General features: G+C 54.9%; 22 protein-coding genes. 20 read left to right on the top strand and 2 right to left on the bottom strand.

The genetic code is table 11. From position 1 onward, the window contains the following. Positions 1–187 precede the first annotated feature (187 nt). The 19 genes from QMK33_RS05300 to QMK33_RS05210 all read left to right on the top strand — a co-directional run bounded on the left by QMK33_RS05300 (position 188) and on the right by QMK33_RS05210 (position 20,205). On the top strand, positions 188–1,291 hold the full coding sequence (locus QMK33_RS05300) for a DegT/DnrJ/EryC1/StrS family aminotransferase (RefSeq protein WP_283563521.1): 1,104 nt from the start codon (positions 188–190) through the stop codon (positions 1,289–1,291). A 46-nt stretch (positions 1,292–1,337) separates the two neighbouring features. Further along, positions 1,338–2,414 (top strand): DegT/DnrJ/EryC1/StrS family aminotransferase, encoded by a 1,077-nt coding sequence (locus QMK33_RS05295; RefSeq protein WP_283563520.1) that lies wholly within the window; start codon positions 1,338–1,340, stop codon positions 2,412–2,414. 36 nt (positions 2,415–2,450) lie between these two features. Next, complete coding sequence (locus QMK33_RS05290; protein WP_283563519.1) at positions 2,451–3,020, top strand: acyltransferase; 570 nt, start codon at positions 2,451–2,453, stop codon at positions 3,018–3,020. Between the two features lie 17 nt (positions 3,021–3,037). Continuing rightward, positions 3,038–4,042 (top strand): glycosyltransferase, encoded by a 1,005-nt coding sequence (locus QMK33_RS05285; RefSeq protein WP_349361686.1) that lies wholly within the window; start codon positions 3,038–3,040, stop codon positions 4,040–4,042. A 306-nt stretch (positions 4,043–4,348) separates the two neighbouring features. Beyond that, positions 4,349–5,326: a glycosyltransferase gene (locus QMK33_RS05280; protein WP_283563517.1), complete on the top strand. Its 978-nt coding sequence runs from the start codon at positions 4,349–4,351 to the stop codon at positions 5,324–5,326. A gap of 50 nt (positions 5,327–5,376) precedes the next feature. Beyond that, positions 5,377–6,798, top strand: coding sequence for a lipopolysaccharide biosynthesis protein (locus QMK33_RS05275; RefSeq protein ID WP_283563516.1), 1,422 nt, complete (start codon positions 5,377–5,379; stop codon positions 6,796–6,798). Positions 6,799–7,021: 223 nt separating this feature from the next. Then, positions 7,022–8,020 carry an STELLO glycosyltransferase family protein gene (locus QMK33_RS05270; protein WP_283563515.1) on the top strand — a complete coding sequence of 333 codons (999 nt, stop codon included), beginning with the start codon at positions 7,022–7,024 and terminating at the stop codon, positions 8,018–8,020. Between the two features lie 242 nt (positions 8,021–8,262). After that, the gene (locus tag QMK33_RS05265) at positions 8,263–9,237 is read left to right on the top strand and encodes a glycosyltransferase family 2 protein (RefSeq protein WP_283563514.1); all 975 of its coding nucleotides are present in this window, start codon (positions 8,263–8,265) and stop codon (positions 9,235–9,237) included. 41 nt (positions 9,238–9,278) lie between these two features. Continuing rightward, on the top strand, positions 9,279–10,064 hold the full coding sequence (locus QMK33_RS05260; RefSeq protein WP_283563513.1) for an enoyl-CoA hydratase/isomerase family protein: 786 nt from the start codon (positions 9,279–9,281) through the stop codon (positions 10,062–10,064). 35 nt (positions 10,065–10,099) lie between these two features. Next, positions 10,100–11,044: a GDP-L-fucose synthase family protein gene (locus tag QMK33_RS05255; protein WP_283563710.1), complete on the top strand. Its 945-nt coding sequence runs from the start codon at positions 10,100–10,102 to the stop codon at positions 11,042–11,044. A gap of 160 nt (positions 11,045–11,204) precedes the next feature. Further along, positions 11,205–12,317 carry a GDP-mannose 4,6-dehydratase gene (gmd, locus tag QMK33_RS05250; protein ID WP_283563512.1) on the top strand — a complete coding sequence of 371 codons (1,113 nt, stop codon included), beginning with the start codon at positions 11,205–11,207 and terminating at the stop codon, positions 12,315–12,317. Positions 12,318–12,393: 76 nt separating this feature from the next. Then, positions 12,394–12,561: a glycosyltransferase family 2 protein gene (locus tag QMK33_RS05245; protein WP_283563511.1), complete on the top strand. Its 168-nt coding sequence runs from the start codon at positions 12,394–12,396 to the stop codon at positions 12,559–12,561. Between the two features lie 26 nt (positions 12,562–12,587). Beyond that, entirely contained in the window at positions 12,588–13,553 is a 966-nt protein-coding gene (locus QMK33_RS05240; RefSeq protein ID WP_283563510.1) for a glycosyltransferase family 2 protein, read from the top strand. Between the two features lie 56 nt (positions 13,554–13,609). After that, positions 13,610–14,275, top strand: a complete 666-nt coding sequence (locus QMK33_RS05235; protein ID WP_283563509.1) for a GNAT family N-acetyltransferase — start codon at positions 13,610–13,612, stop codon at positions 14,273–14,275. A 59-nt stretch (positions 14,276–14,334) separates the two neighbouring features. After that, complete coding sequence (gene rffA, locus QMK33_RS05230; protein WP_283563508.1) at positions 14,335–15,480, top strand: dTDP-4-amino-4,6-dideoxygalactose transaminase; 1,146 nt, start codon at positions 14,335–14,337, stop codon at positions 15,478–15,480. 38 nt (positions 15,481–15,518) lie between these two features. Continuing rightward, positions 15,519–16,421 (top strand): glycosyltransferase family 2 protein, encoded by a 903-nt coding sequence (locus QMK33_RS05225; RefSeq protein WP_283563507.1) that lies wholly within the window; start codon positions 15,519–15,521, stop codon positions 16,419–16,421. 37 nt (positions 16,422–16,458) lie between these two features. After that, the gene (locus tag QMK33_RS05220) at positions 16,459–17,670 is read left to right on the top strand and encodes a glycosyltransferase family protein (RefSeq protein WP_283563506.1); all 1,212 of its coding nucleotides are present in this window, start codon (positions 16,459–16,461) and stop codon (positions 17,668–17,670) included. A 160-nt stretch (positions 17,671–17,830) separates the two neighbouring features. Further along, positions 17,831–18,952: an NAD-dependent epimerase/dehydratase family protein gene (locus tag QMK33_RS05215; protein ID WP_283563505.1), complete on the top strand. Its 1,122-nt coding sequence runs from the start codon at positions 17,831–17,833 to the stop codon at positions 18,950–18,952. Between the two features lie 2 nt (positions 18,953–18,954). Further along, complete coding sequence (locus tag QMK33_RS05210) at positions 18,955–20,205, top strand: glycosyltransferase (RefSeq protein ID WP_283563504.1); 1,251 nt, start codon at positions 18,955–18,957, stop codon at positions 20,203–20,205. Between the two features lie 501 nt (positions 20,206–20,706). Here QMK33_RS05210 and QMK33_RS05205 read toward each other — a convergent pair. Then, positions 20,707–22,065: a hypothetical protein gene (locus QMK33_RS05205; RefSeq protein WP_283563503.1), complete on the bottom strand. Its 1,359-nt coding sequence runs from the start codon at positions 22,063–22,065 to the stop codon at positions 20,707–20,709. A 5-nt stretch (positions 22,066–22,070) separates the two neighbouring features. Continuing rightward, positions 22,071–23,351, bottom strand: a complete 1,281-nt coding sequence (locus QMK33_RS05200; RefSeq protein WP_283563502.1) for a tetratricopeptide repeat protein — start codon at positions 23,349–23,351, stop codon at positions 22,071–22,073. A 96-nt stretch (positions 23,352–23,447) separates the two neighbouring features. Between QMK33_RS05200 and QMK33_RS05195 the strand changes: the two genes are divergently transcribed. Continuing rightward, entirely contained in the window at positions 23,448–24,380 is a 933-nt protein-coding gene (locus QMK33_RS05195) for a M20/M25/M40 family metallo-hydrolase (RefSeq protein ID WP_283563501.1), read from the top strand. Positions 24,381–24,400 lie beyond the last annotated feature (20 nt).

The raw sequence follows: 24,400 nt of genomic DNA, 5'->3' as shown, positions 1-24,400 counted from the left end.
GTTCCTTGTAAAGCACCTGTTCTACGCTTGAATAACTTTATCAGCTTCTGAACAATTCAGCCTGCTGGTCTCAGGCGTGTGGGCAAGTAGGGGAGCCACCAGAGATAGCGGAAGAGTTGCAATTATGCGGTTGCCAACGGGTGGTGCGTATCTTTGCATCCTCCACTTTAGTCGCCGTAGTTACTAAATGAACGTTCCTTTTCTCTCTTTTTCCCCCCAGCACGACCCCATTCGCGCCGAAGTATTGGCGGTTATCGCTGATGTTTATGACAAGCAATGGTATATACTGGGGGAACAAGTTAAGACTTTTGAATCCGAATACAGCGCCTTCAACCAAGTGGCGCATACCACTGGCGTAGCCAATGGCCTGGATGCGCTGCACTTGGCCCTGCTGGCCCTGAATGTACAGCCCGGCGACGAGGTCATCGTGCCCAGCAATACTTATATTGCTACTTGGCTGGCCGTGTCGTACGTGGGTGGCGTGCCAGTACCCGTCGAGCCCAATCTCCATACCTACAACCTCGACCCGGCCCTGATTGAAGCGGCTATTACGCCGCGCACCAAGGGCATTATGCCAGTCCACCTCTACGGGCAGGCCTGCGAGATGGGCCTGATAATGGCCGTGGCACAGAAACATGGCCTGTGGGTGGTGGAAGACAACGCCCAGGCGCAGGGCGCGGCCTGGGAGGGTGGCCTCACCGGTAGCTTTGGCGCTGCCAGTGGCACGAGCTTTTACCCCGGCAAGAACCTAGGGGCTCTGGGCGACGCTGGGGCCGTGACGACCAACGACGAAGCGTTGAATACTAAAATCCGCACCCTGCGCAACTACGGCTCGCAGCAGAAATACTACAACGAGGTAATTGGTCAGAACTCGCGCCTCGACGAGCTACAAGCCGCCGTGTTGCGGGTGAAACTCGAGTATCTGCCCGAGTGGACGCGGCAGCGTCAGCAAGTAGCGGTCTGGTACGACGCGCATCTGGCCGGTCTGGGCGACCTCGTGCTGCCCGTTATTGCCGAGGGTGCTACCCACGTTTACCATCTCTACGTGGTGCGCACGGCCCGCCGGGCGGCGTTGCAGCAGTACCTCACCGACCGGGGCGTGGGCACCCTCATCCACTACCCCGTGCCTCCGCACCGGCAGCAGGCATATGCCCACCTGAACATGCCCGCCAGAGCCTTCCCCATCGCTGAGGAAATTGCCGATACCGCCCTGAGTCTGCCTATGTGGCCCGGTATGAGCGAGGAGCAGGTGGAAAAGGTGTCGGCGGCAGTACACGGGTTTTACGCGTGAGGTTATAAAGCTCTGACTTGATATTTCCATGCAATAATCTTACTATATGATAAACGTCACACAATCCTTTCTGCCACCGCTGACTGAATACTTTACACTACTACAAGGGGTGTGGGAGAGGGGGCAACTCACTAATGCAGGACCTCTGGTGGTTCGATTGGAAAAAGAGTTAAAAGAATACTTAGGCGTAAAACATTTGTTTTTTCTCAACAATGGCACAATTGCATTGCAATTGGCTATCCGGGCTCTTGAGTTGACTGGTGAAATCATTACGACGCCATTTTCTTACGTAGCCACTACATCTAGCATAGTTTGGGAAAAATGCGTACCGGTATTCGTTGATATTGACCCTGAATCGCTGTGTCTGGACCCTAAGTTAGTTGAACAAGCAATTACTCCTCGCACTACTGCCATTATGGCAACTCACGTTTATGGTAATCCTTGTGATGTGGTGGCTTTGCAGGAAATAGCTGAACGGCGGGGGCTTAAGATTATTTACGACGCGGCCCATGCTTTTGGCGTACGTCAACAGGAACGCTCCGTGTTAACGTACGGAGATGTATCCACATTGAGCTTTCACGCTACAAAGCTTTTTCATACTATTGAGGGCGGTGCTGTAGTAACCAACGATGATGAAATAGCCCATCGATTGAGCTACATGAGAAACTTCGGACATAATGGTCCCGAAGCGTTTTGGGGGGTTGGTATAAATGGTAAGAACTCGGAAGTTCACGCCGCTATGGGTTTGTGTGTGCTTCCGCATATTTCTGAACTTATCGCCAAACGCCGCCATTTATCAGAGCTTTACGATAGCGAACTGGCTGATACCGCGTGTCGGCGTCCCACTTTACGTTCAGGATGTGAGTATAATTATTCATACTACGCATTGGTAATGCCTTCTGAAGATGTACTACTTCGGGTGCGCGATAAATTGAACGCAGCCGATATCTTCCCGCGGCGTTACTTTTATCCGTCGCTCAATACGCTGAATTATGTGGAATCGCCTCCGATGCTTGTTTCGGAAGATATTTCGACCCGAGCGTTGTGCTTACCCCTTTATTTTGACCTAACAGATGCGCAAGCCACTTCTATTGTAACTCTAGTTCGGGAAGCAATGAAGTAATGTGCAAAAACTACTTACCGTACTAAGCCCCATTATATGGCCTTTCTTAGCAAAGATGAAATTGAATCTCTGGGATTCAAATCAGTAGGGCATCAGGTGCAAATTTCGGACAAGGCGTCCATTTACGGTGCTGAACACATTAGCATTGGGGACTACAGTCGCATCGATGATTTCTGTATTCTCTCAGCAGGAGAAGGAGGAATCACTATTGGTCGTAATGTTCATATATCTTGCTATGTTTCTATAATAGGGAGAGCATTGATTAATATAGATGATTTTTCCGGTATTTCCGGCCGCTCTTCTATTTATTCAAGTAGTGATGATTTTTCGGGTAGATTTTTGACAGGACCAACGGTGGGAACAGAATTTACCAATGTGCGTCATCTTCCTGTAAATGTTGGTCGTCATTCTATTGTAGGAGCTGGATGCATCCTATTGCCAGGGGTCACACTCGGAGAGGGGGTGGCGATTGGCGCGCTCTCACTCGTGATTAATGACTGTGCCGCTTTCGGAATTTACCTTGGCTCGCCGGCGCGGTGGGTTAAAGAACGTCGTCAGGAGCTATTGGAAAAAGAGAAAGAGTTTCTGAAGAAAAACAGAACATAAATTAATTATTTTATCAAATGTGTCCATTAGTAAGCGTCTGCATGATTACGTATAATCACGCATCCTTTTTGGCTCAGGCCATTGAAGGAGTAATGATGCAACAAGTAACGTTTGCAGTTCACTTGATTATTGCCGACGATAAGTCTACGGATAGTACGTTAAGCATAGCGCAAGATTATGCCGAACGTTTCCCAAATCGTATTACTGTATTGACACGTCCGCATAATTTGGGCATGATGCCTAATTTTATTGACGCGCTCAACTATTGTAACGGAAGTTATATTGCCCTTTGTGAAGGGGACGACTATTGGGACGACCCAAAAAAGCTTCAAATGCAAGTTGATTTCCTAGAGTCTAATCACGACTATAGTATTTCCTTCCATAATCTGCGAATGGTTTCAGCCGATGGGCAGAAGTCGCTAGGTCTCATTCAAAAATCTGACCAGTCGGAAACTACTACAATTATTGATTTAGCAAAAGGCAATTTTATTTCTACTCTTTCCTGTGTTTTTCGCAATACTGTTGCAGGTCCTGAAAAGACAACTCAACTACCAGACTGGTATTCTCAGGTTCCCATCGGTGATTATTGCTTGCACATGCTGAATGCCAAGCATGGAAAGATTAAGTACTTTCCCGCCGTAATGGGGGCATATCGAATGCACGGTGATGGAGCTTGGAGCCTGCAAAACCAAATTACTCGAAGCCAAAAGCTCTTCGACACTCTAGAAAAACTGAAGCATGAGTTTGATGGTGAGGTGCGCCAATTGCTGAACGAGCAGCAATTACATAACTTATCCGTAATAGCTGACGAGGCAAAACGACAACCGACCTTCGACTTTGATGCTTATTTATTGCTAAAACGTCCAGCTATTGAACGACTGATTTCAGACCAATTTGTGCCGTTTATGAATACTTACTACGGAAACGAGGGGGCATCTCGCTCGGCTGAATATCGTTTAAGCAAGAGACTATTTCAACCAGTAAGGTGGTTGGTCAACAGCATGTTTCATAAGTATAGTTAGTCTTAGCTACGTACAGAAGTTTAATTAAGGACTTTTGGAAGGACCATAATCAGTTCGAGTTGATGCTATTTTTTTAATTTTTTCTAAGTGGCTACCCTTCGTGGTTTACGTTTTCGTCTCTCCAACGTATTGCACGGAGTTGCAACGCGCCTTTTTGTACCCCCCGGCGGGGCGAGCTACCACAATATTGGGCAGGAGCAAGTGGCGGCTGATGCACCCCGCGCCCTTATTGTGTATGTAGCTCACGTCATTCCATACTACATAGCGGGCAGGTTGGAGCAAGCGCCCATGCTCAACGAGCACTCTATGTATTGGGAAACAGCCGAAATGGTGCGCCAGCTTAATGAGCGCGGCTTGGTAGTGGACTTTTACGACGTGCATTGCACGGAGCCTATCGAATGGGCTAGTTACGCGGTGGCATTTGTGCAAAGCGACCGGCTGGCCGAGTGCCCCGCCAAGTTGCCTATCAAAAAGGTGTTTTACTGCACCGAAAATTACTGGGCCTTTCAGAACCTGGCCGAATTAACCCGCCTGCACGCCTTCCACGCCCGCACTGGCGTGTGGGTGAAGCCGGAGCGGCAGACTAAGGTGAGCTTTTCGGACGAATACGCCGACTACCTGACCAGTTTTGGCACGTCTTTTCAGCAGCGACTCTATTCGCTCCGACCCGAGAAGCACCTGCTAGATATATCGGTGGCGCAGCTACCCGCCCACGTGCCCAAAGCGGTGGAGCCAGCCCGGCGCAATTTTCTGTGGCTAGGCAGCGGCGGGGCCATTCTGAAGGGGGTAGATTTGGTGGTAGAAGCCTTCCGGGAAATGCCCGACGCCACGCTGTACCTGGGCGGGGCCCTGGAACGGGAGCCGCGCCTGTGGCAATGGCTCAAGCCGCTGCTGGGCCAGTACCCCAACATTGTGTACCTAGGCTGGGTAGATGTGACGTCGGCTAAGTTTATGGAACTGGCTAACCGCTGCATCGCGCAAGTATATCCGAGTGCTTCGGAGGGCGGGCCGGGCGCGGTAGCTCAGCTGTTGCACTTTGGGCTGCTGCCCATCGTCACGCGGTCGGCGGCGGTGCGTAGCGCTCATTTGGGCTTTGAGATAACGGACCCAGAGCCGGAGGCTATCATCGGGGCCATCCGGGAGCATGTGCGCACGGTACTGGACATGCCAGCCGATGAGTTAGGGCAACGCTCGGCGGCGGTGCAGGCATTTGCGGGGCAGCACCACACCCGGCCGGCCTACGCAGCCAGCTTCGCCGCTCTGCTCGATAAATTGGCGTTGTGAGCGCCCCAGCTAGTATTTCACCCCAGCAGCACCCCTTGGCGGCGTAGCGTATGCACCAGCTAATAGAACGAATACGCGCCCTAATTGCCCCCTTCCGGCAGAAAGGCTCCTTCGCCCAAAATTTCTTCGTCACCTTTTCCGGGTCGGCCGCCGTCACGGTGCTGGGCTTTCTGCTCACGCCCGTGATGACGCGTATCTATCCACCGGCATCTTACGGGCAGTTCGCGGTATTCTCCGCTGCTATTGGCAACTTGGCTCTGCTCAGCAGTCTCACCTACCAGAACGCGCTGCCGCTGCCCAAAGACAAAGCCGATGCCCTGGCCCTGATGCAACTCTCGGGGCTGCTGGCGGTAGGGGCTTTCGGCATTACCAGTCTGGCGCTGTTGCTGTTCGGCCCCTGGCTGGTGGGCTGGCTTCAGGTGCAGGCCCTGGGCTGGTGGTTCTACTTGCTGCCCATTATTTTGCTGTTTTATAACTTAAGCTTGCTGTTTAGCTCTTGGTATACGCGCACCAAGCAGTTTCGGACCCGTGCCGGGGTCGATGTGGTCACCTCGGTGACCGGGCGGGCAGTTACCATTGGCTGGGGTCTGGCCACGGGGGGGCATCCTTCGGGGCTGGTGGTGGGCGATGTATTCAGTAAATTCACCTTGTTTGTTGGACTGCTACGTAGCGGCATACACCGCGAGTGGGGTGAGCTACAAAGCACGTTTTCGTGGGCGCGGGTACGGGCCGTAGCGCATACTTACCGCGAATTCCCGCTCTATATGCTGCCGGGGGCATACGTCAATACGCTGTCGGCACAGCTACCCATTTTCTTCCTCACCAGCGGCTTCGGGGCCACCGTAGTGGGGCTTTATTCGTTCTCCGTCACGCTCCTCGAAATTCCGGTCAGCCTCACCGGCTCGGCCATCGCGCCGGTATTCTATCAGAAAGCGGCCGAGTTGTACCATACCGATATGCCCCGGCTGCGGGAGCTGACGCTCAACATCTATAACAAGCTGCTCTACGCGGGCATCCTGCCGCTGGGGCTGATTACAATATTTGGTGACTGGATATTCCGCATCGCCTTTGGGGCCCGGTGGGAAATGGCCGGTGTGTTCACCGGCTACCTGGGCTACTACTACATCTTCAAGCTCACTTCGCAGGCCACTGGCAACCTATACACTATATTAGGTAAGCAGCGCTACCTGCTGCTTACCAACCTGCTACTCCTGCTCACGCGGGCGGCGGCCCTGGCCGTGGGCGTGTACCTGCACGACGTGAACCTTGCCTTGCTGCTCTTCGGTGCGGGCAGCTTGGTGTGCATTTTTCTTATCGACATGCATATTCTGCACCTGCTAGAACTGCCCGTGCTGCGCATTGCCTTGCGTACCATAGCTATGCTGGTGTTGGTGCTGGCTGTGCTCAAGGGGCTGCGGCTGGGGCTAGAGCATTTAGTGCCCGGTATTGCCACCTGGCAGTTTGGTAGATAGCTACTGGCCAGTACTGCCCCGCCCCCGACTACCTAGCCGTAGGCAGGCACCCGACCCAGACTGCCAGTACCGCCCTGGCCGGTGCCACCAGAGAAAGCCATGCAGGCTACTCGTGGACCTTTGCCCAGGTACCGGGCCTGCTCGTCCGAACCAGACCCCCAAAATTAAGCCGTATCTTTGCTAGGCCGCGCGCACTGGCCGGCTTCGCTACTCTTTTGCTCTTATGCCTAACACCAGCATTGTCATCACCTCCATCTTCGCGCCCACCGAGGCCGTTACCAAGTTTGCCAACCTACCCAACTACCAGTTGGTAGTGGCCGGCGATAAGAAGTCGCCCGTCGATTGGCAGGAGCCCAACGTCACCTACCTCGACGTGGCCGCGCAGGAGGCGCTGGGTTTCGGGATGAGCGCTAAGCTGCCTTTCAACCACTACGGCCGCAAGATGATGGGCTATTTGCACGCCATCCGCGAAGGAGCTGAGGTGATAGTGGATACTGACGACGATAACATTCCCTACGACGACTGGGCCTTTCCGGCGATGAGCGGCAGCTTCGCTACCGCCCCGGCCGATAAGGGCTTCGTAAACATTTATAAGAACTTTACCTCCCACCACATCTGGCCCCGCGGCTACCCGCTCGACCTGATTCTGAATACCGACCACAACCTGAAGGAGGCCGACCTGACGCATCAGGAGGCCAAAATCGGCATCTGGCAGGGCCTGGCCGATTCCGACCCGGACGTAGACGCCATTTATCGGCTGGTGGACAACACCGAGATTTTCTTCGACAAGCGCGACCCTATCGTGCTGCCCATAGGCACGCTTTGCCCCTTCAATTCACAGAACACGCTGGTGCGGCGCGAGTTGTTTGCCCTGCTCTACCTGCCGGCCTACGTCACGTTCCGCTTCACCGATATTCTGCGCGGGCTGGTGGCCCAGCCGATTATGTGGGCGCACGGCTACCGCTTGGGCTTTACGCAGGCCACGGTTCTGCAAGTGCGTAACCCGCACGACTACGTGAAGGACTTCGAGAGCGAAATTCCCTGCTACCTGCACCCCAACCGCGTTATCGCCGCCGTGCAGCGGGCTCTGAAGCCCGGTAACACAGTGGCCGAAGACTTGCGCGCCGCCTACGCCGAGCTGCTGACCGAGAACATCGTGACGGCCCAGGAAACTGAACTGCTGGATTTGTGGCTGACGGATTTGAAGACGCTGCTGAAATAGAGGAGTTATTGAGCGCTAAAAGGCGGTCACGCTGAGCTTGTCGAAGCATCTTTACCACGAGAGTAATTTCAACGTTTAGAGTTAGTTACGTAGTAAAGATGCTTCGATAAGCTTAGCATGACAGTCTGCTTTAACATAAACTATTTAATGATTGATACTTACTGCCGCAGTAAAGATGCTTCGACAAGCTTAGTATGACGGTTTTATAGTATAAAATGCTTACCCAATACTAGTTACTCATTATGGCCGAATTTCTTTCCGTTTCCGTCGTCATCCCGTCTTGGAATCAGGGCCACTTTATCGGGCGCACCCTCGACAGCATTTTAAAGCAGGACTACCCTGGCTCGATTGAAATCATCGTTTCTGACGGTGGCTCTACTGACGAGACGGTGGACGTGCTTAAGGGCTACGGCGACCGCATTACGTGGTGGTCGGCCCGCGACAAGGGCTTTGTGGATGCCGTGACCAAGGGCGTGGCTAAGGCCACGGGCGACATCCTGGCCGTGCAAAGCTCCGACGACTACTATCTGCCGGGCGCGTTTCGGGCGATGGCGGCGGGCTTCGAGCAGCACCCGGAAGCCAGCTTCATCTCGGGCGGCGAGTACGCCATTGATTTGGCCGGCAACATCGTGAGCAGCGGCAGCCCGCGCGGCGAAATTACGCCCCGTACCATTCTGTTCCAGGCCATTCCGCCGCAGCACGCCACCTTCGTTAAGCGCCGCTACTTTGAGGAAACCGGAGGAATGCGCCTGGCCGTAGACATGTGCGCCGACATTGACCAGTGGTACCGCATTGCGCACCTGGCCCCAGGCCACTACATCCCCGAGATGGTAGCCGTGTACCAGCTGCACCCCGACCAGCGCACCGCCACGAGCGACAAGTGGTACCCCAACCTCGTGAAGATGGTGGAACTGACCGAGGAGGAGCCCCGCTACGGCAGCGCATTCCGCCTGACCGACGAAGAGCGCCGCGACCTCTATCCGTACTGGGAAATCAACTGGACCAGTAAGCGTGACCCCGCCGCCGCCCGCGCCATCGCCATGCGCTACTTACCCAGCCTGCTAAGCTACAGCAGCCGTACCCGCCGCATGATACTCGGCAATACCGTGAATCAGGTAGCCCGCAAGGTGCTGCCACGTGGCTTGATAAGCGCACTACGGCCTGAGTCGGTAGAGGTGATGACAACGTGGCCAGATTTGGATTGGTGGCGGGGGTAAGCTCGCGAAACGGCAAGAGATAGAATTGCTAAAAAATATTTATGGACAGCTTAACTTCTTTGCAAACTAAACTGCGGCCCGACGGTATCTTGGTACTGACAATGAACCGCGAGGCTCAGTATAATGCCATGACCATCAGCATGGTGGAGGAGCTGGAGTCGGCCCTGACGCAGGCTCGCGCCAATGCGGACGTACGGGCTATTCTGGTGACCGGGGCGGGCGAGAAGGCATTTGTGGCCGGGGCTGACATCAAGGAGTTTCAGCAGCTGACTCCAGCAGAAAGCCGGGCTTTCGCCGAACGGGGGCAGCGGGTGCTTCAGCAACTGGAAGATATGCCGGTGCCCGTACTGGCGGCTGTCAATGGCTTTGCGTTGGGCGGGGGATGCGAGCTGGCGCTGGCCTGCCACCTGCGCGTGGCCAGCGACCACGCCCAAATCGGGCTGCCAGAAGTGAAGTTGGGCATAATCCCCGGCTACGGCGGTACCCAGCGCCTGACGCGTCTTGTGGGTAAGGGCAGGGCGCTAGAACTGATGCTGACCGGCAACCCCATCAGCGCTGCCGAGGCTTGGCGCATGGGTTTGGTGAACCACATAGTGCCGCCTGCTGACCTGATGCCTAAAAGTCTGGAACTGTTGGGCTATATGCTACAACGGGCACCCAAGGCTCTAGCTGGAGTACTAGAAGCCGCTGCCGCTGCCTACCAGGGAGTTACCGAGGGCTATGCTGCAGAAGCGAATGCGTTTGTATCATGTTGTCATACGGACGATTTTCGAGAGGGGGTAGTAGCATTCGTAGCCAAACGTGCTCCGATATTCAGCGGAAAATAACTGCTCATCTTGCTGATTAGTTTTCTATGAAAATAATGGAAAAAAACGCCAAAATATATGTTGCCGGGCACCGTGGTATGGTGGGCTCAGCCATGATACGCCGCCTGCAACAGGCTGGCTACGAAAACCTGCTTACCCGTACCTCGGCTGAGCTGGATTTGCGCGAGCAGGCCGCCGTAGCGGACTTTTTCGCCGCCGAAAAGCCGGAATACGTAGTGCTGGCCGCCGCCAAAGTGGGCGGCATCGTAGCCAACAACACGTACCGGGCTGATTTCCTGTATGAAAACCTGATGATTGAGGCCAACGTTATCCACCAGAGCTACGTGCAGGGCGTGGAGAAGCTGCTGTTTCTGGGCTCGTCGTGCATTTACCCCAAGCTGGCTCCGCAGCCCTTGCAGGAAAATGCCCTCCTCACCGGGCCGCTAGAGGATACCAACGAGCCCTACGCCATTGCCAAAATCGCGGGCATCAAGCTGTGCGACGCTTACCGGGCACAGTATGGCTGCAACTTCATTTCGGCCATGCCCACAAATCTGTACGGCCCGCATGATAACTACGACTTGAAAAACTCGCACGTGCTACCGGCACTCATCCGCAAGTTTCACGAGGCCAAGCTGGCCGGCGCGGCCGAGGTGGAAGTGTGGGGCAGCGGCACGCCGCGCCGCGAGTTTCTGCACGCCGATGACCTGGCCGACGCCTGCTTCTGGCTGCTAGAGAACTACAACGAGCCGGGCCTGGTAAACATTGGTACCGGAGAAGACCTGAGCATCAAGGAGTTGGCCGAGCTGGTGCAGCGCACGGTAGGCTACGGGGGCAGCATCCGCTTCAATCCCGAATATCCCGACGGTACCCCGCGCAAGCTCATGGACGTGAGCAAGCTGGCCGGGCACGGCTGGCAGGCATCCATCGGGCTGGAAGAAGGCGTGGCGGCGGTGTACGAAGACTTTGTGGCTCAGCCGGAGGCAGTGGCCTACCGATAACCTTTTCGGTTGATTTTCAGCCGTAGGCCCTTAGCTTGCGCTTGGTAAAACGCTGCTTTATACCAGAGTAGCAGGTCCCATCGATTCGTGCATGGCTATTTGCAAAGTGAAGAAATGAAGCGGCTACTTACTTGTTTTTTTTACATCTGATTTGTTTTCCATGAAAGTTGCATTGATAACCGGCATTACGGGCCAGGATGGGGCCTACTTAGCCGAACTACTATTAGGTAAAGGCTACGAAGTGCACGGCCTGAAGCGGCGCTCATCGCTGTTCAACACCGACCGCATTGACCATCTCTACCAGGACCCGCACGAAACCGATGTGCGCCTGAAACTGCACTACGGCGACCTGAACGACTCGACCAATATTATCCGTATTGTGCAGGAGGTGAAGCCCGACGAGATATACAACCTTGGGGCTATGTCGCACGTGAAGGTGAGCTTCGACACGCCCGAGTACACGGCCAACGCCGACGGCATCGGTACACTGCGCCTACTTGAAGCCATTCGTATTCTAGGCCTTACCGAGAAGACGCGCATCTACCAGGCCAGTACTTCGGAGCTGTACGGGCTGGTGCAGGCCGTGCCGCAGAGTGAGACCACGCCCTTCTACCCACGCTCGCCCTACGCCGTGGCCAAGATGTACGCTTACTGGATTACGGTCAACTACCGCGAAGCCTACGGTATGTTTGCCTGCAACGGCATCCTGTTCAACCACGAAAGCCCGTTGCGCGGCGAAACCTTCGTGACGCGTAAAATCACTCGCGCCGTGGCTCGCATCGCGCTGGGCCTGCAAAGCAAGTTTTTTCTGGGCAACATCGACGCTAAGCGCGACTGGGGCCATGCCCAAGACTACGTGGAAGCCATGTGGCGCATCCTGCAGCAGGACGAGCCCGAGGACTTTGTAATTGCTACCGGCGTGACGACCACCGTGCGTGAGTTTGTGCGCCTAGCCTTCGCTGAAGTAGGCATCGAAGTAGCCTTTGAAGGAGAAGGAGTAGAAGAGAAAGGCCGCGTAGTGCGCAACACCAATCCCGAAAGCCAGGTAAAGCCCGGCGAAGTAGTGCTCGAAATCGACCCTCGATACTTCCGCCCCACCGAAGTGGAACTGCTTATCGGTGACCCCACCAAGGCAAAGACCCAACTGGGCTGGGTGCCGAAGCACGACTTGGCCTCGCTGGTGAAAGATATGGTAGAAGCCGACGTGGAGTTGTTTCGCCGCGACGCCTACCTACTGGAAGGCGGGCATAAGGTGTACAGCTACCACGAGTAGGCCCACCTGGGTCAATTAACCCAATAGAAAGCCGGTTCGCAGCTAGCTTTCTATTTATAGAACGCCTAGACAATCCATGTCTACTGTCGCCCCCCTTTTCTCCATCGTCATTCCCACCTACAACCGGGCTGACCTCATCTGCCTGGCGCTGGACTCAGTGCTGGCCCAGAAATTATCCGACTGGGAGTTGCTGGTGGTGGACGACGGCAGCCCCGACGACACGGCCGGGCGTAACTTTGCCTAAATTTGTCTGCTCTATTTCTAACAGTTTTGTCTGATTCTCCACCCTTTTTCTCCATCGTCAGTCCAGTTTACCGGGCCGAAAAACTGATTTCCGAGTTGGTGCGCCGTATAAAGGGTAGCATGGTAACGCTGACGGAAAACTACGAGATTATTCTGGTAGACGACTGTGGGCCGGACGATTCTTGGGACCGCATCGTGGAGCAGGCCGCCCTCGACCCACGGGTGCGGGGCGTGCGTCTCTCTCGCAACTTTGGGCAGCATAAGGCCATTACGGCAGGGCTGGCGCAGGCGCGGGGCGAGTGGATAGTAGTGATGGACTGCGACTTGCAGGACCAACCCGAGGAAATCCCTAAACTCTATGACCATGCCGTGAGCGAAGGCTACGACTTGGTGTTTGCCCGGCGCGTGGAGCGGCAGGACTCGTGGCTGAAGCGGGTAGGGTCGCGGGCGTTTTATCAAATGCTGGCCTACCTCACTGAAACTAAACAAGACCCGGCCATCGCCAACTTTGGTATATACCAACGCAAGGTGATAGCGGCCGTGCTGGCCATGCGCGAAAGCATCCGTTACTTTCCTACCATGCTGCGTTGGGTAGGGTTCCGGGCCGGCAGCCTAGCAGTGGCGCACGCCGAGCGTCCGGAGGGTACAAGCAGCTACAATCTGCGTGGTCTTCTCAATCTGGCCCTAGACATTATTCTATCGTACTCTGATAAGCCCCTGCGTCTAACGGTAAAGCTGGGGCTGGGTATTTCGGCTTCTGCTTTCCTGTTGGTGCTCACTACGCTGGTGCGGGCACTGCTGGGTTACCATTGGGAAACCGGCTACGCCAGCCTGATAATCTCCATCTGGTTTTTTTCGGGACTGATACTATCCGTGCTGGGCATGGTGGGTCTGTATCTGGGTAAGACCTTTGAGCAGGTGAAAAACCGCCCTATCTACCTGATAGATGTGCGTACCGACCCACCCGCCCACACCCGCCCCGCCGCCGAATGAGCAATCCAGCAATCTGGCAGCCTCTGTCCTGGGACAGTGATTTCCTAGGTTTCCCGGTGGCCCGGCTAACGACGACCGGGCAGTCGGCTGCGGCGTTGCGGTCGGCTATTGCGGCTGCCCGCAACGCCGGGCAGCGGCTGTTGTATATGGTGGCCGACCCTGCCGATGCAGTAGTGGTGGCGGTGGCAAAGGCCACCGGAGCGTGGCTGGCCGACCGCAAGGTGACGTTTGTCATGCCGCTATCGCCAAGCCGCACTTTTCAGCCAGTGGCCGCCATCGGAACGGCCACGCACTATTCGCCGCAGCTGGAGTCGCTGGCCTGGCAGAGTGGGGAGTACTCGCGCTTCCGGCTCGATACGCATTTTGCACCCACTGTATTTCAGGCCCTTTACAGCCAGTGGCTACGCAATTCTCTAGCGGGCATTATCGCCCAGCGGGTGCTGGTGTGGCGCGACGCCGCCGGCCGCGAATTAGGCCTGCTAACGCTGGGGGAGAAAAATGGTCGGGCTGACATTGGCCTGCTGGCCGTGGATGCCGTCGCCCGAGGGCAGCGCGTGGGGCAGCAGCTGGTGGCCGCCGCCCAGGCGCAGGCCACCGCTTGGGGCTATGCCCAACTGCAGGTGGTGACCCAGCGCGATAACGAGCCGGCCAACCGCTTTTACGAAAAGTGCGGTTTCCGTCTGGCGCACGAGGAGCACATCTATCATCTATGGCTGGATTGATTTGCGCACATCTTTTCTGCTTGTAATCATTAATTCCGACAAATTTAGCCACTTCATTTATGTCATCTACTTTCGCCGCCATTCCTTTCAACAAGCCCTACCTCGCCGGCCCCGAAACCAAGTATATTGAGGAAGCCGTGCGCTCGGGCAAAATCTCGGGCGACGGCTTGTTCACCAAGCGCTGCCACCAGTTTTTTGAGCAGCAACTCGGCTTCACCAAAGTGTTGCTGACCACGAGTTGTACTGACGCACTGGAAATGGCCGCTCTACTACTCGACCTGCAACCTGGCGACGAGGTAATTGTGCCCTCTTACACCTTTGTAAGCACGCCCAATGCCTTCGTACTGCGCGGAGCCAAAATTGTGTTTGCCGACAGCACTGCCGAAAACCCCAACTTGGATCCAGCCACTTTGGAAAGCCTGATTACGCCACGTACCCGCGCCGTAGTGCCGGTGCATTACGCAGGCATCGCCTGTGACATGGACGCCATCGGGGCCGTGGCCACCAAGCATGGGTTAGCCGTGGTAGAAGACGCAGCGCAGGCCATTGATAGTTTTTATAAGGGCCAAGCACTAGGCACCATCGGGGAGTTGGCGGCTTTTTCGTTTCACGAAACCAAGAATATTATCGCCGGCGAGGGCGGGATGCTGGCCATCAACGACCCACGCTACGCGCAGCGGGCCGAGATTATTCGGGAGAAGGGTACCAACCGCTCTTCGTTTTTTCGGGGTGAAGTGGATAAGTATGGCTGGGTGGATGTGGGTTCCAGCTTTCTGCCCTCTGACATTGTGGCGGCTTTCCTTTACGCGCAACTAGAGCATATGGGCGACATTCAGGCCCGTCGTAAGGCCATCTGGCAGCGCTACTACGATGCCTTTGTACCCTTGGCGGCGCAAGGGGTGAGCCTGCCCCACCTGCCAGAATACGCCACTAATAACGGCCACATGTTCTACCTCGTGTGCCGCAGTCTGGACGAGCGCACGGCCCTGATTAATGCCCTCAAACAGCGGCAGATATTGCCGGTGTTCCATTACCTTTCGCTGCATACCAGCCCCTTTTACACTGATAAGCACGACGGCCGCGCCCTACCATGGGCCGACCACTATACCGACTGCCTAGTACGCCTTCCGCTCTACTATGAATTGTACCCCGAACTGCAACAGCGCGTAGTGGATGGAGTTCTGGAGTTTTATGCAAGCCTCTAGTCGCAGGGTATTCGCCTTAGTTATCTTCCTTCCTCCTGATGCTAGCTCCTTTCTTCTCCATCATTATTCCCACCTACAACCGCGCCAGCCTCATCAGCCTGACGCTGGACTCGGTGTTGGCCCAAGGGCTGCCTGACTGGGAACTGTTGGTGGTGGACGACGGTAGCCCCGATGATACGGCCGCTGTGGTGCGGCCTTATCTAGCCGATGCGCGGGTGCAGTACCTGCCTAAGCAAAATGCCGAGCGCGGGGCCGCCCGCAACTACGGTCTGGCCCGCGCCCGTGGCGAGTACGTTATTTTTTTGGACTCCGACGACCTGCTGCACCATAACCACTTGGCCACGTTGCAGGCCGCCATTGCCGCCGCCGCCGCGCCGCCCAATTTCATTGCCACCAAGTACGATTTTGACCGTGAGGGGCAACACCGTTCCAGCGATATGGCTCCGCTACCTGCCGGCCCACTGGGGTTTGAAACCTTTCTGGCGGGCAACGTGCTGGCCTGCAATGTGTGCGTACTCCGGGCCAACCCCGCACTTAAAAAGTTTGAGGAAGACCGTCGCTACGCCGCCGTGGAAGACTGGCTGTTTATGCTGGAAAACACGCAGCACGGGGCCACAGTGCAACTCGTAGATGCTGTGACGCTGACCATGAACGACCACGACCAGCGTTCGATGCGGGCCGATAACCAGGGCCTCATCCGGCGGCTGGAGCTGGCTACCGACTGGATGCAGCAGCACTTGACCCTGACCCCCAAGCAGCGCCGCCGCCTGCTGGGGCGGGTCTATTACCTTTGTGCCATCCACGCCTATGCCGATGGGTACCGAGGGCAGGCTTGGGGCTATGCCCGGCAGGCCGCGCCGGGCCTAGATGCAAAAACCGCGGCCATACTCCTGCTGCGCAGCCTGTTGGGCGTAAAAATAGTCGGGCTGCTAAAGCGTTAGGACTCCGCCCGCTCCGCTAACCACCTGATATATTCGAATGCGTATTCTTTTTCTTGGCTATTGGGGCCTGAACGAAGGCCTGACGACCAGCACTGTGTTCCCGCATCTGCGCCTTTTGCAGGAGCGGTCCGATGTAGAAGCCATCCGGCTCGTAACCATTGAACGGGGCATGGAGGCGCAGGCCGAATTGACTTTTGCACCCGGCTTCGAGGCGAATAAAATCAGTTTCGAGCCGTTGCGCTCTAAGCCAGCGGGCAATGTTTTTTTGAATAAGATTGAAGATTTTACGCGCTTCCCAAACGAGTTGGTGAAGCAGGTGGCGGCGTTTAAGCCCGACTTTATCCTGGCGCGGGGTTCGCCGGCGGGCGCGCTGGCCTATTTGGTGTGGAAGAAGACGAAGCTGCCTTTTTACGTGGAGTCGTTTGAGCCGCACGCCGACTATATGCTGGAGTCGGGGGTGTGGCGAGCTTACGACCCGCGCTTCCTGTTTCAGCAGTACTGGGAGAAACGGCAGAAGCAGTTGGCGCTGGGCCTAATGCCGGTAGCCGAGAACTACCGCCAACAGCTGATGAAGGAAGGCGTACCGGCCGAGCGCATCGTAACAGTGCCCTGCTCAGTGAATGCCGCCGCCTTTGCCTTCGAGGCCGGGGTGCGGGCGCGGGTACGTGAGCGCCTGGACTGGCCCGCCGAGGTTGTAGTGGGCGTATACGTAGGGAAATTCGGTAGCATATACTACGATGAGGAGGCGTTCCAGGTATTTCGGACGGCGGCTGATTTTTTCGGCGCAGCTTTTCGCCTGATTATTCTGACGCCTGACCCCTTGCCCGAAGTACAGGCTAAGCTGGCTGCGGCCGGACTGGCAGCCAGCCAGGTGTTCGTAACCAAAGCCGCTCACCATGAGGTGCCTGATTACTTGTCGGCTGCCGATTTTGCATTTGCTACAATTAAGCCCGCGCCCTGTCGGCTATTCTGCTCGGCCATTAAGATTGGGGAATATTGGGCTAGTGGCCTGCCCGTGCTGCTCCCCGAAGGCATCGGCGACGACAGCGACATTATCAATAAGGAAGGCGGTGGGGCCATCTTTAATCTTGACCGGCCCATTTCGGTGCCTGAAGCCCTAGGCAATGTGGCCCAGCAAATGGCGCAGCCCGGCTACCGCCAGCAGGTGCGCCAGCTAGCTGAGCGGCATCGCTCGATTGAACTGTCGCGCCAAGCATACGTTCATTTTTTTGGTGTGCCAGCCGTATAGTAGGTTGGCTGGGCTACTCGTTGCGGTAATACGAGCCTTTCTAATGTGGTATATTTGTGCCACGACTCCTAATACTGCTTGGCTGACTTGGTTAACGCAAGTCCGGAGTTTGATACTTGCTATTCAAGCAAATCCTTTCTCCTTCCAGAAGTAAAAATTTATGAAGAAAGTTCTTATAACAGGTGGTGCGGGCTTTATCGGCACTCATCTTACTCAGAGTCTGCTGGAGCACGGCTACGGCGTTATTGTACTCGATAATTTATCGCCCCAGATTCATGGGGAGGATTATACCTTTCCCGAGCAGGAGGGCGTCCGCTTTATTAAAGGTGATGTGCGAAATAAGGCCGATTGGGAAGAAGCGATGAAGGACGCTAATATAGTGGTTCATTACGCGGCGGAGACGGGCACTGGCCAGTCTATGTACGAGGTGCACCGATATATTGAGCATAACATTTCGGGCACGGCCCTGCTACTCGACGCGCTGGTGAATACCAAGCACAAGGTAGAAAAGGTGGTAGTTGCTTCCTCGCGCGCTATTTACGGTGAGGGCAAATATGTCTGCGACGAGCACCAGGTGCAGTATCCGCCCAGCCGCAAGGATAAAGATTTAGCGGCTGGCAACTTTGAGCCCCGGTGCCCCGAGTGCGACAAGCCCCTGGGGGTGTTGCCCACCGATGAGGATTCGAAGTTGCACCCCTCCTCGGTATACGGCATCACGAAGCTGAGCCAGGAGCAGCTGGTACTCAATGTGTGCCAGTCTATCGGTATTCCGGCGCTTGCCTTCCGCTACCAAAATGTGTATGGGCCTGGGCAGTCGCTCAAGAATCCTTACACCGGCATTCTCTCCATCTTTTCCACTCTCATTCGCAGTGGCGGTAAGCGCATTAACATCTTTGAAGATGGTGAGGAGACGCGCGATTTTGTGTATGTAGGTGATGTAGTGAAGGCCACCATGCTGGGGATTGAATCCCAGACAGTGTCCCATGATGTGTATAATGTAGGCTCCGGCGTAGCGACCACTGTGCGGGAAGTAGCGGAGCAGTTGCGCACGCTGTACGGGGCCGATACGGAGATAGAAGTAACTGGTAATTATCGCATTGGCGATATTCGGCACAACGTAGCTTCGCTGGAAAAAATTAGCGCCGGCCTTGGCTTCCGGCCAGAGGTGTCATTCAGTGAGGGTATCCGGAAGTTTGCGGCTTGGGTGGAACAGCAGGAGGTGCAAGGTGGCAGCTACGAGGAGTCTATTCGGCAAATGAAGCAAAAAGGCTTGATGAAGTAATAATGATGAAATACTATTTTTTCACGCTCCGCGATTTTAAGAAAGAGGTAGGGGAAAACGTGCGGATGTACGGTATGCTCAACTCACTGGCAGCGCAGGGCCATGAAGTAGTATTCCTTTCAAATGCCGAAGACTACAAGTCCTTTCACCCTGCCATCCAACAGGTGTGCATTGGCTACGATTTCCAAGAGAAGCGCAAGATGCAGGGCCTGTTGGCGCTTTTTCCCGCAAGCGTAGTGTACCAGCAGTTCCGCCCACTCTTCAGTAAGATTGAAGCGGCTATCGAGCGTGCGGGCGTAGGCAGGATGCCGGTTTGCTTTTTTGATTACATGGATAACACCATTGGCTACCTATTAAAGGCTAAAGGTATCATCCAGTCGTATGTCAATGATATTCACGGTATTAGCACGATTGAGCAGTCGTATCAGCGAAGCATCGCCAGTAGTAGTTACCAGCGTTTAGTACATAGCTGGAAATATTTTCTGGTAAATAGTCTCGACCGGAAAGTGTTTGAGGGGGCGGCGGGCCTCATCTATGGTAGCAGCTCCATGCAGAAATACTACGAGCAGATGTATCGGCTCGACGGTAAGCAAAGCTTCGTGATACCTTACCTAGTAGGTGATGATGCGTTGAAACGACAGCCCGACGCGGCCCGGCAACGGGAGCTGAAGGCGGAACTCGGTTTGACCGAGCAAGACTTCGTGGTACTTTTTATTGGTACCTACAAGCAGACCGGCGGCATGGATGACCTGATAAAGGCATTTGACCTGCTTCACCGCGATATAGCCGCCAGCAAGCTGATAATGATTGGTGGAGGGCCAATCAAGGATGACTGCGTTAAGCTAGCGCAACAGCTCCCAGCCGCCGATGCGATTCACTTTATAAGTCACATCCCGTACGCCGAGATGGCTACTTACCAAAGCTTGGCGCACGTCATTGTGTGCCCCGACAAGGAAAACCCTTTCTCTCAGCACGTAGTGCACGTTAAGTATTTCGATGCCCTGATTTCTGGTAGACTAGTAATAAATGGTGCATTTGACAGCGTAAAGGAAATAAATAAAAACGAGGAACTCTCGCTTACTTTTAAGCCCTCAGACGTAGCCGACCTGCACGCCAAATTGGCCTATTGCCGCGACCATTATGAGGAGTTGTGCAGAAAATATGCGGGCGTGAAGGAATATATGGCACAGCACCTAACGTACAATGCCTACGTGAAGAACCTGCGCTTCAATACCACGCCGTCCTCTAACTGAGAGCAAGGGAAGAGGAATCCTAGCAACGGCTATGGGTGCTCCTGGCCATACCGCACTACGACTTTGTATTTAGGTAGCTAGCATTTTCCGCTGGGCCTACAAGAGCAATTGCGACTGCCGCAACTGTTCTTGTAGGCCCAGCGGTTTAATTACCGTACCGTAGTAAATCCCACGAATATCGACTGGGCGAGCAGGTGCTCAGCTATCTCGACTAAATCGTAGATGAGTGCGCTTCTAAAGCCCTGAAGCATATGGAGATGGGTAATCCGCCCCTGGTTTTGTCGCTCGGCCATGAATACTGCGATAGTGCAGGAGGTAGCAAAAGCCTGCCTTTGCGCAACGGCGGCCGACTGGAAGTACCACCTGCGCCATTTGCTGGCCGAGTCTATATTGTGCACCCGCCTAGCGCAGGCAGTCCGGGTCAAAGTGGAACAGCGCTATTAGGTGAAAGCTTACTCTGCTGATTTTCTGAAAATTTCCACTTGCCTAACAGGCTCTTAGCTAAGATAGCTGCCGCTGCCGGGCTACTGCTGGCCGCCGGGTGCGCGAGCTGTTTTCGGCAGCCATACTCTGCAAAATGTATAGCCCGCTTAGGTAGAAGGGAATAAGGGGAATTTTATAGCGTACCAAAGTGCCGAAATTAGAGCTGGTAATAGCAACCGAGGCGGCGAAAATCAGTGAGAAGATAAAGCACATCAACAAAATTGGCGTCTGCCTAATGAGGGATAACGTAGGTCCTACGCCAGTGCGCTTAAAGATGCGAAGGGTAAAAATTAAAAAAAAGCCTGCCTCTAGCGCCGAGAGCAACATTACGGGGTTGCGAACTTCCCAAATAAATGGGCGAAACAAGGCAGTAGCAATAGCTTGTGGCGCTAATTTCACCATGCCGCCAATAGTGCCATCTTGCGTGCCTAGGTTGTAACCGGAGCCTTCTTGTGCTACGCTTACTTCGTAGAGATAGTCGGCGGTAATCTTGCTGCGCTCCCCAATTTTATCGATGTCGTATTTTTCGTCTCCTTTCGTTAGGTTGGTAACTGCATACAAAGCAACGATTCCTCCCAACCCAAAAAATAGGGGCTTTGCAATAAGCCGCAACACTTGATTTTTGATGCGAGCACTATTTTCGTTGAATACCCACAGCAGCGCAGCCGGTAGAAAACAAAGTAAAATGTAAACCTTAATATTGAAAAGGGTATAAGCGCCTAGTGCGCCAATAAGCAGGCTTTTGGCTGGAGCTTGCTTTTGAATTGTGCCGCGATAAAAGCCGTAAAATAGCCAGCCTAACGCACCTATACATATAGTATCTTTCAACAGGCCCGAACCCCAGAAAAACAAGGAGGGCATATAAAACATAGTCCAAGCTAACTCTTTGTATACGTGAGGCCGAATCTTGACCATCGTTATATACAAAGCCCAAATACCGCTGAAGCTTATAATCGCAAAAAATAAGGCAATAACAGTATAGTTATTAAAGCAAAACAAGCCTAAAAAAGCAGCTATCCGAACCAAGCGGAACTCGGTGGAGCCTTCTTGGTGCCAGAACATGCGGGAAGCATACGGAAGAATTGCGGGATCTTGGCTTCCTCCATCATCGAGTAGTAGCTTAAGGCCAGTAGCGAAAGAGTGGTCGAAAGCCGCCGCAATTAGCTTGACGTGATATAGGTAGTTGAACGTATCGCCGCCGTGGTAATAAAACTGATAAATCAAGCCCAAGCTAATGGCACCCACGAATTTGAGGGTGAGGCCGGGAAGGAAATAAGGCCGGGTAAACTTGTTGGTAACGGCCGGGCGCACCATGTACGCAATAAAATAGAATAACGCTAGGTAAAGTGGTGCCAGAAATAAGTCAGCTAATTCCATATAGATTAAGAATTCTTTTTCAGCCAGGTTTTAGCCTCTTTGTACTGGTCCGACTTGTGGTCGGCCTTGTCGGCTAGTACCTCGTAGTAGCGGCGGGCGGCGGGGGCATCGCGGTCGTGGTCGGCCATGCGGGCTAGGTTGGCATTAGCGAAAAGGTAGAAGCCACCGCTGGTTTCGTTGTTACTTTCGGCAAAGACGATGCAGCGTTGGTAATAGTCTTTGGCCTTGGCGAGGTCGCGGTATTTATACTGCATGAGGTAGCCCAAGAAGTAGCTGGCGTAGCGGCCGCTGCTGGCTTCGTAGCCAGGTAGGCCGGCATTGATTTTAGTGATGATGTCGCGGCTTATGCGCTCGCACTCGGTAAAATCGGCCTGGTCGAAGCAGAGCAGGGAGTAGAAGCGGGCGAAATAGCCATTGTCGGGGTACCTGAGGGCTAGGTCGCGGGCGATGGGCATGGCGGCGGCCGTCTGGTGCTCGTCGTTGTGCAAAAGCTTCATTAAGAAGACTTTGGATTCGACGCTGGTGTAGAAGCCGGTGTTGGCTACGGTGCGCAACTGACTGAGACCTAGTTGTTTGTTGCCCTTAGGAAAAAACAGCAGAACGGGCTTGAGTAGCGGGTAGTTATCGGGAATCCAGACGGCGTAGTAGTTGAACAGGGCTTCGCCGAATAGAAACTCGGGGCTGAGGCCGTTGGCCTCGCTACTTTTTTGTAGGGAGGTGAGGGCACGTTTGCTGCTGACGGTGGCTTTGCGCCAGTTGTGGCGCTCGGCATTGAGGCGGGCGTCGAAGCCGTTGGCGGCCGAGAGGAAGAAGTAGGCCTCGTAATTGTGCGGGTCGGCCTTTATCAGTCGTTCACTATAGGTATTGGCCGTGTCCATATAGGCAAAAAACAGCTTGTCGTACTGTTTACTGTCGAAGTTGGTAGGCATTATTTTCCACCACGTGCTCAAGCCGAGCAGGAAGTAGGGCATGGGGTGGTGGGGGTAGCGCCGCCGCAACGACCGGAATTGCTTTTCGGCCTTGTCGTATTTAAAGTTGTAGAGGTTTTGCACGGCCCCGTCTAGCTCCAACTGAATATCCTTGTCCAGTAGGAGCCAACCCTTGGTGTCGGCGGTGGGCAGCACACTTACCGTGTCGATGGCCACGGTGCGCATAGCCGGCACTTGGCCTATGCGTAGGCGCGTAGTATCGGAGGGCGAAGTTTGCTGCGCTTGGCTCAGGACAACACTACCGCTGAAGAGCAATAGCACCAATAAACCACGCGAAAACAAGGAAAGAACGGACATACGGGCAAATAGGGCAGAAAAAAGCCAGCCCCCGGCCCTACGAAAGTACGGCAGCGGCTCTAGCTTTGGCGGTTTAACCGACTTACGCATTAGCTTATGCACTTGCTGAAAACGTTGTGCCAACTGCCGGCTCCCTCGGGCGAGGAGGCAGCCCTGACGACCTTTCTCCTGAATTACGTGCGCGAGCACGGCCCCGGCTGGCGGCACCCGCCGCTGGTGGTGCACGATGAAAGCCGGTTTCAGGACTGCCTGGTGCTGGTGTTTGGGCAGCCCCGCACGGCCGTGTTTGCCCACCTTGACAGCATCGGCTTCACGGTGCGATATGGCCGCGAGCTGGTGCCCATTGGCGGGCCAGAATGTAAGCCGGGCTACCAGCTGGTGGGGCAAGATGCGCAAGGAGAAATAACGTGCACGCTAACGGTGGAGCAGGGTACGGATGAGGCAGAAACCGAAGTGCTGGGCTACGAGTTCAGCCGCGCTATTGACCCCGGCACCAGCCTCACATTTGCCTGCGACTTTCGCGAAACCGAAACCACCGTGCAGAGCTGCTACCTCGACAATCGCCTGGGGGTGTGGGCTGCCCTGCGCCTGGCCGAAACGCTGGAGCACGGCATTATTGCCTTCTCGTGCTGGGAGGAGCACGGCGGTGGTTCGGTGCCCTACCTGGCCCGTTTTATTTACGAAACCTATGGCGTGCGCCAGGCCCTGATTGCGGATATCACCTGGGTAACGGAGGGGGTGAAGGCCGGCAGCGGCTGCGTTGTCTCCCTGCGCGACTCACTCATTCCGCGCCGCGCTTATGTCGAGCGCATCCGGGCTATTGCGCGGGCCGCGGGCATTAGGCACCAGGTAGAGGTAGAAGGCATCGGTGGCTCCGATGCCAAGGACTTGCAGCGCAGCGACATACCCTGGGACTGGTGCTTTGTGGGGGCGCCCGAAGACGAAGTGCACTCACCCAACGAAATCGTAGCTAAAGCCGACATTGCGAGCATGGTGGCGCTTTACGAAGTGCTGCTGCGCGAATTGTAAGGTAGTTAGGTACATTTACC

This window comes from Hymenobacter sp. H14-R3, assembly GCF_030063445.1.
Taxonomy (GTDB): Bacteria; Bacteroidota; Bacteroidia; order Cytophagales; family Hymenobacteraceae; genus Hymenobacter.
The sequence above is the reverse complement of the archived record's forward strand: the minus strand, read 5'-3'. Positions and strand labels throughout refer to the sequence as shown.

Coding starts and splice junctions, on each gene's coding strand:
- QMK33_RS05260 (WP_283563513.1), top strand. CDS start 9,279: ATGGACAGCTTAACTTCTTTGCAAACTAAACTGCGGCCCGACGGTATC.
- QMK33_RS05280 (WP_283563517.1), top strand. CDS start 4,349: ATGTATTGGGAAACAGCCGAAATGGTGCGCCAGCTTAATGAGCGCGGC.
- QMK33_RS05265 (WP_283563514.1), top strand. CDS start 8,263: ATGGCCGAATTTCTTTCCGTTTCCGTCGTCATCCCGTCTTGGAATCAG.
- QMK33_RS05205 (WP_283563503.1), bottom strand. CDS start 22,065: ATGGAATTAGCTGACTTATTTCTGGCACCACTTTACCTAGCGTTATTC.
- QMK33_RS05210 (WP_283563504.1), top strand. CDS start 18,955: ATGATGAAATACTATTTTTTCACGCTCCGCGATTTTAAGAAAGAGGTA.
- QMK33_RS05285 (WP_349361686.1), top strand. CDS start 3,038: ATGTGTCCATTAGTAAGCGTCTGCATGATTACGTATAATCACGCATCC.
- QMK33_RS05200 (WP_283563502.1), bottom strand. CDS start 23,351: ATGTCCGTTCTTTCCTTGTTTTCGCGTGGTTTATTGGTGCTATTGCTC.
- QMK33_RS05290 (WP_283563519.1), top strand. CDS start 2,451: ATGGCCTTTCTTAGCAAAGATGAAATTGAATCTCTGGGATTCAAATCA.
- QMK33_RS05270 (WP_283563515.1), top strand. CDS start 7,022: ATGCCTAACACCAGCATTGTCATCACCTCCATCTTCGCGCCCACCGAG.
- QMK33_RS05195 (WP_283563501.1), top strand. CDS start 23,448: ATGCACTTGCTGAAAACGTTGTGCCAACTGCCGGCTCCCTCGGGCGAG.
- QMK33_RS05220 (WP_283563506.1), top strand. CDS start 16,459: ATGCGTATTCTTTTTCTTGGCTATTGGGGCCTGAACGAAGGCCTGACG.
- gmd (WP_283563512.1), top strand. CDS start 11,205: ATGAAAGTTGCATTGATAACCGGCATTACGGGCCAGGATGGGGCCTAC.
- QMK33_RS05245 (WP_283563511.1), top strand. CDS start 12,394: ATGTCTACTGTCGCCCCCCTTTTCTCCATCGTCATTCCCACCTACAAC.
- QMK33_RS05225 (WP_283563507.1), top strand. CDS start 15,519: ATGCTAGCTCCTTTCTTCTCCATCATTATTCCCACCTACAACCGCGCC.
- QMK33_RS05215 (WP_283563505.1), top strand. CDS start 17,831: ATGAAGAAAGTTCTTATAACAGGTGGTGCGGGCTTTATCGGCACTCAT.
- rffA (WP_283563508.1), top strand. CDS start 14,335: ATGTCATCTACTTTCGCCGCCATTCCTTTCAACAAGCCCTACCTCGCC.
- QMK33_RS05295 (WP_283563520.1), top strand. CDS start 1,338: ATGATAAACGTCACACAATCCTTTCTGCCACCGCTGACTGAATACTTT.
- QMK33_RS05255 (WP_283563710.1), top strand. CDS start 10,100: ATGGAAAAAAACGCCAAAATATATGTTGCCGGGCACCGTGGTATGGTG.
- QMK33_RS05275 (WP_283563516.1), top strand. CDS start 5,377: ATGCACCAGCTAATAGAACGAATACGCGCCCTAATTGCCCCCTTCCGG.
- QMK33_RS05300 (WP_283563521.1), top strand. CDS start 188: ATGAACGTTCCTTTTCTCTCTTTTTCCCCCCAGCACGACCCCATTCGC.